This window comes from Acinetobacter sp. YH12097 (assembly GCF_013419225.1).
In the GTDB taxonomy this organism is placed as follows: domain Bacteria; phylum Pseudomonadota; class Gammaproteobacteria; order Pseudomonadales; family Moraxellaceae; genus Acinetobacter; species Acinetobacter amyesii.
In genome coordinates, this window is the sequence record NZ_VPAN01000098.1 from 1 (window position 1) to 1,180 (window position 1,180).

1 protein-coding gene is annotated in these 1,180 nt (G+C 35.8%); it reads right to left on the reverse strand.

The window, feature by feature from the left end; genetic code table 11:
• Nucleotides 1-18: 18 nt before the first annotated feature.
• Nucleotides 19-1,109 (reverse strand): IS4-like element ISAba1 family transposase gene (locus FTU37_RS16560; protein ID WP_085940648.1). Its coding sequence is split into 2 segments (ribosomal slippage): nt 19-569 and nt 569-1,109, totalling 1,092 coding nucleotides; the frame shifts between segments, so codons are not numbered across the junction.
• Nucleotides 1,110-1,180: the final 71 nt, after the last annotated feature.

Below are 1,180 nucleotides of genomic sequence, written 5' to 3' on the forward strand. Positions count from 1 at the left end.
CTCTGTACACGACAAATTTCACAGAACCCTTATCCTATCAGGATTCTGCTTTCTTAAAATTGCCAAAATTTCCTTAAACTCTTCTTTTTTCCCAAAACCAATTAAACGCTGAATCGCCATTTGAACATAGTCTAAACCATAGCGAAATAAACTCATTGAGAGTCGTCCATGCTTCTTTATTTTTATCGCTTTTTTTTGATTATGTTGCCATTCACCCGTTAAGTAACACCAACAGAAGCTTATAGCTAACACCGCAATCAATTTTTTCACTCGTCTAGGGTCTGTCAAGCGCGTATTTTCAAGATTAAACCCGCGTCCTTTGAGACAACTGAATAAGGTTTCAATTTCCCAGCGTAATGCATAATCCTGAATAGCATTGGCATTAAACTGAGGAGAAACGACGAGTAAAAGCTCTCCATTTTCTAACTGTAGTGCACTTATATATAGTTTCACCCGACCAACCAAAATCCGTCGTTTACGACATTCAATTTGACCAACTTTAAGATGGCGAAATAAATCACTAATTTTATGATTCTTTCCTAAATGATTGGTGACAATGAAGTTTTTTTAACACGAATGCAGAAGTTGATGTCTTGTTCAATTAACCATGTAAACCACTGCTCACCGATAAACTCTCTGTCTGCGAACACATTCACAATACGGTCTTTACCAAAAATGGCTATAAAGCGTTGAATCAAAGCAATACGCTCTTTCGTATCTGAATTTCCACGTTTATTAAGCAATGTCCAAAGGATAGGTATCGCTATTCCACGATAAACGATTGCGAGCATCAGGATATTAATATTTCGTTTTCCCCATTTCCAATTGGTTCTATCTAAAGTCAGTTGCACTTGGTCGAATGAAAACATATTGAAAATCAACTGAGAAATTTGACGATAATCAAAATACTGACCTGCAAAGAAGCGCTGCATACGTCGATAAAATGATTGTGGTAAACACTTGATGGGCAAGGCTTTAGATGCAGAAGAAAGATTACATGTTTGCTTTAAAATAATCACAAGCATGATGAGCGCAAAGCACTTTAAATGTGACTTGTTCCATTTTAGAGATTTGTTTAAGATAAGATATAACTCATTGAGATGTGTCATAGTATTCGTCGTTAGAAAACAATTATTGTGACATTATTTCAATGAGTTATCTATTTTTGTCGTGTACAGAG